Origin of the sequence: uncultured Methanobrevibacter sp. (genome assembly GCF_900316895.1) — an archaeon.
GTDB lineage: Archaea > Methanobacteriota > Methanobacteria > Methanobacteriales > Methanobacteriaceae > Methanocatella.
Map to the genome: position 1 here is coordinate 1 of NZ_ONER01000060.1, position 8782 is coordinate 8782.

Sequence of the window (8782 nt, forward strand, 5' to 3'; positions counted from 1 at the left end):
AATGATGTCAGATTCGTTTGGGAAGATAACAAATTGTACATGGAATGGGATGGCTGTGATGATGGCAAAGATATATACCTTATATAAAATAGATAATAAAATATATAATAAATTACATAATAAAATATATAATATTAAAGTGAGGTTATAACATGACAATAAGGAAACTGGTAGGAACACTTGAAAATAAAGGACCATACATTGACCAGGCCACAGGCCATTGGTTTTACTGGAATGGAACTAGATATGTCGATAGTGGTTATCCTTACGCTGTTAAACCTATAATATCATTTAAAATCGAAGATGGAATCTTATACTACTCAATAACTTGGGAGGCACAATGAAATACATTAAATACTTTGAAACGTTGGAAGAATACGAATCCTGGATAAACATTGAAGAAAACGCTGAAGAGGTTTACAGAACTGAAGAAAAGATTTGCGTTGATGGTGTTATTCTAAGCCATACATACAAAGATTATGAAGAGGAGGTAAACGAGAATGATTTATGAATTCTTAGAGAAAAACAGAAAGGACATTGACATATTGACTTCATTTCTAGTCACTGTCATTCCAATCGTCATGCTATATTCAGAAGCGTTAGGTATTAGTGAGAATACCATTCCTTACTGTATCCTTATGATAATATTAGGTGTAGCTAGCCACTATGCAAGCAGGATAAGGGGCGAAGGAGATGTTGAAGACGCAAAACAGAAAGCTAAAAGAGTTTTGGGTTACCCTGAAAAACAATAGGCTTCTTTGGAGGATATTGTTATCATGAACCAAATAAAAAAGAAGATATTTATTTGCAACTTTACCAAAACAATTTCCAGCGCCGTTTTAACAGCGATAGCTATCAACATCATCATGACCAACGCCACAAAGTATGCTTTAATCGAAGGACTATTGCCATTTGTATTAGCCATTGTAATTGTTGCACTAATTGACATTTACGAGTATAGATGTGATCGTGAAGACCAGATTAACTTGGATGCTTTGGAAGAGAGAATTGAAAAATTGGAGAAAGAACAATGAGGATATTAATTGCAGTTCCAACATTTGAAAACATCAAACCAGAATGCTTCAAAAGCATATACGGATTAACAAGGCCTGAAGACTGTGACCTCTATTTTGATTATGTCAGAGGTTATGATTGCGCTAAAGCAAGAAATCAAATAGCTAGAAATGCAATGGCCGGAAACTATGATTATGTGTTAATGGTAGATTCAGACATCCAATTGCCTTCAGACACATTAGTTAAGCTATTGGAATGCAGATCAGATATTGCTCTTGGATGGTATTATCGCAAGAGAACAAAATCAGATCAAACAATAATCTACACTTTCGGAAAAGACTTCAACGATGACAACTGCATTACAGGCAGTACAATGATCAACGAAGTGCCACGTCCAATTGAAGTTAAAGGCGGCGGCCTTGGAATTGCATTAATCAAGGTAGATATCTTCCGTAACCTTCCATATCCATATTTTAAATTCGTAACATATTCAAATGATACAGTATTGTCTGAAGATTTATATTTCTGCAATCTAGCTAATGGACATGGATTTAATGTTAAATGCAACCCAGATGTTAAGGGAAATCATATATTCGAAATATTAATGTGATAAACATGACTGATACAATTGTCTTACTGGAAGAACAAAAAGAGATTACCACATTCCTATTGGATGACGGGACTAAAACAATAGTCGACGATGTAATAACTCCAACGGGTAGTAATCTCGGATTTGAATACTCCGACAAATGTATGGTTGATGATATACTTTGTATTTCTGAAAAATCCCAAATAGGAAGTGAAAGCTTAAAGAAATTCACAGGCACGGAAGTCCCTGTCGGCATCCTTGTCAATGAACCTGTTGTAATGACAAACGGAGATAGAAAAGGAAGAGTCCTTCTCTTAGGTGGACTTTACCGATTGAAACTTTCATCCTCACAAACAGTTAAACCATGTGATAGAATCAAACTGACATCATCTGGAGCTACTGTCGATAATGAAGGTCAATTCATAGCATTTCATCCCGTTAATGATTCGGATGAATACATGTATGTCAATTGTTTCCAAATAAGTCTTGGAGGTAAAGGAGAGAAAGGAGACACCGGAGATACAGGTGCTGCTACTGTTATCTTAGGGTCTTATGATACTCTTGAAGAATTAATAGCAGCGCATCCAACTGCTAATGAAGGAGATGCATTCTTAGTAGATGGGGAATTATTCGTTTGGCATAGAGATTAAATTAATAGAGGTGTTTTATACATGGTATGGGAAAGCGTTGGTATGATAAAAGGGCCGAAAGGCGATACTGGTGATAAAGGAGATACTGGTGATACTGGAAAAGCATTTGAATACTCCGACTTCACACCAGAACAATTAGCCGGATTAACCGGTGAAAAAGGAGACAAGGGCGATACCGGTGATAAAGGAGATACTGGAAAAACTGGAGCAACCGGAGCCACAGGTGATAAGGGCGATACGGGAGCAACAGGTGCTACCGGAGAAAAAGGTGACACTGGAGATACAGGAGCTACTGGTGCCACAGGTGCGACAGGCGCAACCGGCGATACTGGAGATCCATTTTCAATATACAGAACATATGAAACTGTAGTTGCAATGAATGCGGATGCAGCCAATGTTCCAGAAGGAATGTTTGTAGCTATTCAGTCAACTGTTGAAGATCCAGATAATGCAAAGCTATACCTGAAAGGTGCAAATAGCTTCAGCTTCATTACAGATATGTCCGGTGCAACTGGTCTTAAAGGAGACACAGGAGCCAAAGGAGATACAGGAAATACTGGAGCAACCGGTGCAACAGGAGAGAAAGGTGACACTGGTGATACTGGCCCGCAAGGTGTTACAGGTGATAAGGGAGATACTGGAGCCAAAGGTGATACCGGCGATAAAGGTGACACTGGAAAAACTGGAAATACTGGAGCAACCGGAGATACAGGTGCAACTGGAGCCAAAGGTGACACAGGAGATAAAGGCGATACCGGTGATAGAGGGCCTCAAGGATACAGCACAATTATCAAAGGGTCTTATCCAAGTTATGCGGATTTAATTGCAGCTCATCCAACCGGAACAACAGGAGATGCATATCTCGTTGATGGAGAACTTTACGTTTATCAATAAGGTGATAAATGATGGGATGGGTAAATGTAGGAAGAATCAAAGGTGATACCGGAAATACAGGAGCGACAGGGGCAACTGGTGCTACAGGGGCAACTGGTCCTGTTAATCTTGCAAGTACATTAGATACATCAGATAACACTAATGCAATCAAGAATGCACCAGTGGCAACAGCTATTCAAAACCTCAGTAATCAAATTGGAACAATAACCTCTGTACAGCAAAGTAATTTAACATTATTGGGGAGCTGATCTGAATGCCATTTACTCCTCCTGACCTTTCAAGTATTTTAACAAATGAGCAGGAATTAAACAATAGATTAACTGCTTTAAGAGCAATACTGAGGAATCAATGGACGGCTATTGGTGATACTTATTCTGATAGCTATTCCATAAATAAATTAATCACTGACATGTCCAATCCTCTTCCTTTTGTTGTAAAAAGAAATTCTGAGTATAAGGACGGCCAGCTTGGAACTAGAGTTGCAGTTACAGGATGTGATGTATATTCCTGGAACCAATACAATCCAACACCATATAATGATAATGACTACTGGTATCTGCAATCCTTATCAAAGGCCAAAACCAGTAATACTTCTGTAGCATGGGGTCAATTCAATACAGGTTCTGTTTTACCAACAGATAAGTTTGATTTAGTCATGTATGGTAGAGATATGGAAAACTTCAACAATGGAGCTTTTTCAGGCGTGGGATTTACATACACTACTCCAGCAGCAGAAACTGCATTTTCCGGATTGTTCATAGGAATCACATTAGATTCAGGAACCTATCGTCCTGCATATGCAATATTCAACAACAGCACCACTCCAACATCAATTGTTAAAATGGATTATGGAACCTATCCCTCAGCATCAACTGAATTCAGATTGCTGATGCAAAACGATCCAGATAATGATTGGCTGAGGCTCTACTGGTATAAGGAAGATAGTGGTAAATTTGTATGGAATGACTTCATTGACTATTCTGATTTGCCTTCCGGTTTTAATCAGGTGGAAAATCTTGTATTCGGTAATGTATGTTATGGAACGGGGCTTGGAAGAATGTCTTATGTTCCAAGGTTATGTTTCGCATCCCCATGCAGGTTCAATATTCTATAGGAGGCAATGTTAATGTCAATTGCAAGTAATGTAATCGATACAAATACAAAACTGACTACTATAAGAAACAATTTAAAAACATTATTGGAAAATCATGGAATCGTATATTATAATACTGATGATATATTCACATTAGCCAGAAGAGCATGGTTTTTAATTTATCCAACAAACGGTGGACAGAGCGGAAGCTATTCAACTGAAGCATCTGTAGGACAACCAATCAACTTCAAAGTATCTATGGAATCAGATGATGATAATAATCTGCCCGACGGATCTGTTGCGGATTTCTTCATAAGCGTCAATGGAGGTGCTGAAATTCATCTTCTAGGCAAATCTCTAAACGGATATGCAAGCTGTCAATATATACCTGAAAATTCAGGAGATACTCTGCATGTAAGAGGCATGGTCAATGATTGGACAGCTATGGAAGCAGATATTGATGTCTTTGCATTCAGATATCAGGATAGCTGGCAGGTAAGTCTGGATGATTACACATTAGTTAAATATCCAACATCCGCTACCGTTAATGTTAATGAAGTCGATGAATTCAATAACGATTATGATTATGCCAATGGTATTGAAGTTTCAAAAACATATGGAGCATCACAAGCAGGATATATGATACCAACAAGTTTAATTGATGGAATTGACTTATCAGATACAGGAATTCACTTCCAAGCTATTGTAAGTCCAATGTATTCATCATCAAGTGGATGGGCTTGCGGGATATGTCTTTTGAATTCTAAAACATTAAGCCATTACCGTGACAATAAGATTCTAGAACTCGGAGCATATCCGGGTAAAAAAGGATTGCAATATTCTGGAACCAATCATACAATAACTGAAATAAATAGAACATCCGGGCAATTAACAATAAACGGAGCTTTTAAATTCGATTTATGGTACGATGGCAGTTATGTTAAAGCCACAATCGAACATCCTTGGAACGGTACAGTCTATTACAGTTATGAAAGTTCATCCCTACCTTCAGCAATAGCTAATATGGATACAGTTTTTCCTGCATTCATGATATATGATTACGGTGGGAAAATAAGATTCAGAGAAACATTAATAGAACCATGGACATATGAAGCGTGATAATTATGAGTGATAAAACTGTTTTACTTGAAGATCAAAAAGAAATTACAACCTTCCTGTTGGATGAGGGAGATATAACCGAAACCGTTAATGTACTTCCAAACGGGAACATGAGAGGATATGATTACTCCGGACAAAAGATTCACGCAGAAGATGTTGTAACATTATCAAGCAAATCTGAAATAGGAAAAATTCATGTGAGAAGATATTGTGAAGATAATGAAGACTGCTTAATCTTAGGCATTGCCGTTAACAATCCACTTACCATGACTGGAGGAAAGAGAAAAACAGCTATTTTAATCCTAGGACATATCTTCAGATTAAAATTAGCTAGTGGAATTAAAAACGTTAATGTTAAAGACAGAATAGCATTAACACCCAATGGGGCTGTCGTTAATGATGTAGGCACATGCTTTGCAATGCATCCGGTAGAAGATTCAGATGAATATCATTTTGTCGAAGTCTTCCTCCCTTACAATTCTTCAGCTTGTAAGTCAGAACCAATACCTTCATGTGGAACTTATTGGGAAACTACAGAAAATGAATCAATAGCAGACATATCTTCCGATTTTGAAAGCAATTTCATTAACGCACATGGTGCAAAAAACGTAGGATTAGCTAGTGACAATACCGGAGAGTTTTATTTAACGGGTGAGGCAAAATTCTTTGAAGACCCAGTTTTTGTAGGTGCACTAGTTAAAAAAGGAAGCGATGTCTACTACAATGATCCTATGCAAATAAAATTCAAATTCAAAATAGACGGATATAATGATTCTGGCGGCTTTGGTTTCTGTATTGAATCAAGTGGATATGGTGGAGTATTCATTGGAGCAATCAGAGAAAACCCAGGAATATTAGGTATTGGTGATTTTGAAGAAGACATGTATACAATATCAGATAAATCTGTAACCCTTCAGAAGAATACAGAGTATGGCGTAATATTCACAAATAATCCTGAAGATGAAAATTATGTGATGGAAGTGTATGATGAAAATAATGAATTAATATCAACAGTCAATTTCTTAAAATCATACATATTTGATAATCCATACTCTGAAGTAGATAAAACCAAACCATTACACTTCGGAATCCTGTCCCATTCATGGGGTGCTGAATTAAGTAAATTTATCGTTAAAGATGTTGAAATAAAAACTCCGATAAGAAATTAATAAGGTGATAATTTATGGCAGAGACAACAAATTGGATTGAAATCGGACCAGTTATGGGAGATACAGGAGCCACTGGCCCGAAAGGTGATAAGGGAGATACAGGTGCAACCGGCTCACAAGGACCTACAGGGCCAAAAGGAGACACAGGTGATACTGGTCTTGGAACTACAATAAAAGGAAGCTATCCTTCATATGAAGCATTAATAGAAGCTCATCCAACAGGAACAGCAACTGATGCATATTTAGTAAACGGCACCATTTACATTTGGGATACTGTTAACAATGAATGGATTAATGGAGGTTCTTTAAAAGGACCAAAAGGTGATAAAGGAGACACAGGAGAGAAAGGTGACACTGGTGATACAGGTGATAAAGGAGATACTGGTGAGAAAGGTAGTAAAGGAGACAAGGGTGAGACTGGAGCAACTGGAGAGAAAGGAGAACAAGGACTTAAGGGAGATACTGGAGACACAGGACCTGCTGGAGATACTGGACCGACCGGGGCAACTGGTGACACCGGAGCTGCTGGTATTGGTACTACTATTAAAGGTTCGTATAATACTTACGAGGAACTAATAGCTGCACATCCAACCGGTAATGATGGAGATAGCTATTTAGTAAACGGCTCCCTTTATGTTTGGCTTGATAATGCTTGGGAAAATGTAGGAAATATAAAAGGAGAAACAGGGGATACCGGTGCAACAGGGCCTAAAGGTGATACTGGTGTTGGTAGTGATGAGGAAGCAGGATGGAAACTGCCAGTCGATGAAATAAGAACAACGAATACATTACCTGCCGGTGTAAGTGCAGGATATCGAGTAGCTATTGTTACTAGCTCAGTCATGGCCATTAAAGAATATAACGGAAGTTCATGGGATACAGAATCACTTGATCCATATTCTGTAATACCCTTAAAACATTCTGGAGGAATACAAATGTATTTGGCAAAATCAACAGGTCCAGTATATATGGGCGTAGATTATGGAGTTTTCGGTAAATTCCGCTTTATGACTCAAGCAGCATATGATGCGCTAAGTAGCTATGATGAGGATACAATTTATTTTGTAAGAAGTTCATAAGTGATAGTATGGAATTGTCGGATGAAATGTTAACGGAAATCAGCTATGTTAATATCTCAAAGTACAGGACAAAGGCAATCAAATCTTTGGAGGAAAGTCCTAAAATACCAAGTGTCATTGCAAGGGATTCTGGGATTAGGACAAATCATATTTCAAAAGTTCTAAGGGAATTGAAGGAACATGAACTTGTTGAGTGCATTAATCCCGAAGCCAGGAAGGGCAGGTTGTATAGGTTGACAGATAAAGGTGAGAATATAGTTGGAAATTTAGAATAAATTAAATAAACAATATGGATTATTCTAAAATTTCATATAATAACTTTATCAGCTAAAGTTAACATTGTACTAAAAATAAATAACAGAGTTTCTACCAATCTGCAACATTTATTTGTTTTTTTGTTAAATGTTACAATTACTGATTTTTATTTAATTTAGTAAAGTTTAAAATTATCATCAATAGCTGAAATAAATTCCAATATATTTACTACTTGTTTAAATATTAACATGCTTTCATTATAAGATAAAACATCATTATCATGAGCATATGTTTGATTATTTCTAACACTATTAAAAATTGATAATAAAGAAATTAATTGCTTAAAAATTGTTTCAGACATGTCTGATTCAATAAAATTATTTTCTTTAAGAAAATTAACATAATATTTCATAAGTTTATCAATTCCATCAAATTTATCAAATGGAATATTATTAGAACAACATAAATTTCTTAAAATGTTTTGAAGTAATGTATGTAACCTATCTAATGCAAAAATTGGCTTACCTTCAGCAATAGTCTTATTAATATCTTTAATTAAATCTATAATCCTTTTTTCAGAAGATATTTCATCAGTGACAATAACTTTATTTGAATAATTGTTTAAAATTAGTTTTGCTTTATTCAATAACTCATCATCACAATCATAATAAACTATTTCATAATATTCGACTAAATCACTAACTACCTTAAATATATCTTCATCTGATTCATATCGCCAAAAATATCTTAATATATTTGCTTTAGAGGAACTGCCTTGAGTTTTTTCAACATTTCTTAAATAACCATCATCATATACATCAATCCCAACTGAATCCCTAATAAAATTATTAAATGTACCATTACTAAAATCTAATACATATCCACTTTCCATTTCAAATAATTTTTCAAAAAAACTAAAT

Annotated in this window: 14 protein-coding genes; 13 read left to right on the forward strand and 1 reads right to left on the reverse strand. The window is 36.2% G+C overall.

Features of this window, described 5'->3' with window-relative positions; all coding sequences use genetic code 11:
- The first annotated feature begins 152 nt into the window (after positions 1-152).
- Genes QZN27_RS07045 through QZN27_RS07105 form a run of 13 tightly spaced genes read left to right on the forward strand, consistent with a single transcriptional unit; the run spans position 153 to position 7882 of the window.
- A complete protein-coding gene (locus QZN27_RS07045) occupies positions 153-344 on the forward strand; it encodes a hypothetical protein (RefSeq protein WP_292852872.1) in 192 nt (63 codons plus the stop codon).
- A complete protein-coding gene (locus QZN27_RS07050; RefSeq protein WP_156064653.1) occupies positions 341-511 on the forward strand; it encodes a hypothetical protein in 171 nt (56 codons plus the stop codon). Before QZN27_RS07045 ends, QZN27_RS07050 begins: the two co-directional genes overlap by 4 nt.
- Complete coding sequence (locus QZN27_RS07055; RefSeq protein ID WP_292852864.1) at positions 501-752, forward strand: hypothetical protein; 252 nt, start codon at positions 501-503, stop codon at positions 750-752. The genes QZN27_RS07050 and QZN27_RS07055 overlap by 11 nt, the downstream gene beginning before the upstream one ends.
- Positions 753-776: 24 nt before the next feature.
- Positions 777-1034 (forward strand): hypothetical protein, encoded by a 258-nt coding sequence (locus tag QZN27_RS07060; protein ID WP_296785635.1) that lies wholly within the window; start codon positions 777-779, stop codon positions 1032-1034.
- Positions 1031-1624 (forward strand): hypothetical protein, encoded by a 594-nt coding sequence (locus QZN27_RS07065; protein WP_296785637.1) that lies wholly within the window; start codon positions 1031-1033, stop codon positions 1622-1624. Before QZN27_RS07060 ends, QZN27_RS07065 begins: the two co-directional genes overlap by 4 nt.
- A gap of 5 nt (positions 1625-1629) precedes the next feature.
- Complete coding sequence (locus tag QZN27_RS07070; RefSeq protein WP_296785647.1) at positions 1630-2253, forward strand: hypothetical protein; 624 nt, start codon at positions 1630-1632, stop codon at positions 2251-2253.
- A gap of 21 nt (positions 2254-2274) precedes the next feature.
- Positions 2275-3147, forward strand: a complete 873-nt coding sequence (locus tag QZN27_RS07075) for a hypothetical protein (protein WP_292852851.1) — start codon at positions 2275-2277, stop codon at positions 3145-3147.
- Between the two features lie 11 nt (positions 3148-3158).
- On the forward strand, positions 3159-3395 hold the full coding sequence (locus tag QZN27_RS07080; RefSeq protein ID WP_292852848.1) for a hypothetical protein: 237 nt from the start codon (positions 3159-3161) through the stop codon (positions 3393-3395).
- Positions 3396-3400: 5 nt separating this feature from the next.
- Entirely contained in the window at positions 3401-4261 is an 861-nt protein-coding gene (locus tag QZN27_RS07085) for a hypothetical protein (protein WP_296785659.1), read from the forward strand.
- Positions 4262-4273: 12 nt separating this feature from the next.
- Positions 4274-5359, forward strand: coding sequence for a hypothetical protein (locus tag QZN27_RS07090; protein ID WP_296785663.1), 1086 nt, complete (start codon positions 4274-4276; stop codon positions 5357-5359).
- Positions 5360-5364: 5 nt separating this feature from the next.
- Positions 5365-6528: a hypothetical protein gene (locus QZN27_RS07095; RefSeq protein ID WP_296785665.1), complete on the forward strand. Its 1164-nt coding sequence runs from the start codon at positions 5365-5367 to the stop codon at positions 6526-6528.
- A 14-nt stretch (positions 6529-6542) separates the two neighbouring features.
- Complete coding sequence (locus QZN27_RS07100) at positions 6543-7607, forward strand: hypothetical protein (protein WP_296785667.1); 1065 nt, start codon at positions 6543-6545, stop codon at positions 7605-7607.
- Between the two features lie 8 nt (positions 7608-7615).
- The gene (locus QZN27_RS07105) at positions 7616-7882 is read left to right on the forward strand and encodes a winged helix DNA-binding protein (RefSeq protein WP_296785669.1); all 267 of its coding nucleotides are present in this window, start codon (positions 7616-7618) and stop codon (positions 7880-7882) included.
- 155 nt (positions 7883-8037) lie between these two features.
- Here QZN27_RS07105 and QZN27_RS07110 read toward each other — a convergent pair.
- Positions 8038-8782: abortive infection family protein (locus tag QZN27_RS07110; RefSeq protein ID WP_296785671.1), on the reverse strand; the 745-nt coding region annotated here is incomplete at its 5' end.

What these genes read in the sequence shown, in the direction of transcription:
- QZN27_RS07075 (WP_292852851.1), top strand. Translation starts at nt 2,275, where the DNA reads ATGGTATGGGAAAGCGTTGGTATGATAAAAGGGCCGAAAGGCGATACT.
- QZN27_RS07045 (WP_292852872.1), top strand. Translation starts at nt 153, where the DNA reads ATGACAATAAGGAAACTGGTAGGAACACTTGAAAATAAAGGACCATAC.
- QZN27_RS07050 (WP_156064653.1), top strand. Translation starts at nt 341, where the DNA reads ATGAAATACATTAAATACTTTGAAACGTTGGAAGAATACGAATCCTGG.
- QZN27_RS07095 (WP_296785665.1), top strand. Translation starts at nt 5,365, where the DNA reads ATGAGTGATAAAACTGTTTTACTTGAAGATCAAAAAGAAATTACAACC.
- QZN27_RS07085 (WP_296785659.1), top strand. Translation starts at nt 3,401, where the DNA reads ATGCCATTTACTCCTCCTGACCTTTCAAGTATTTTAACAAATGAGCAG.
- QZN27_RS07105 (WP_296785669.1), top strand. Translation starts at nt 7,616, where the DNA reads ATGGAATTGTCGGATGAAATGTTAACGGAAATCAGCTATGTTAATATC.
- QZN27_RS07070 (WP_296785647.1), top strand. Translation starts at nt 1,630, where the DNA reads ATGACTGATACAATTGTCTTACTGGAAGAACAAAAAGAGATTACCACA.
- QZN27_RS07060 (WP_296785635.1), top strand. Translation starts at nt 777, where the DNA reads ATGAACCAAATAAAAAAGAAGATATTTATTTGCAACTTTACCAAAACA.
- QZN27_RS07090 (WP_296785663.1), top strand. Translation starts at nt 4,274, where the DNA reads ATGTCAATTGCAAGTAATGTAATCGATACAAATACAAAACTGACTACT.
- QZN27_RS07100 (WP_296785667.1), top strand. Translation starts at nt 6,543, where the DNA reads ATGGCAGAGACAACAAATTGGATTGAAATCGGACCAGTTATGGGAGAT.
- QZN27_RS07055 (WP_292852864.1), top strand. Translation starts at nt 501, where the DNA reads ATGATTTATGAATTCTTAGAGAAAAACAGAAAGGACATTGACATATTG.
- QZN27_RS07065 (WP_296785637.1), top strand. Translation starts at nt 1,031, where the DNA reads ATGAGGATATTAATTGCAGTTCCAACATTTGAAAACATCAAACCAGAA.
- QZN27_RS07080 (WP_292852848.1), top strand. Translation starts at nt 3,159, where the DNA reads ATGGGATGGGTAAATGTAGGAAGAATCAAAGGTGATACCGGAAATACA.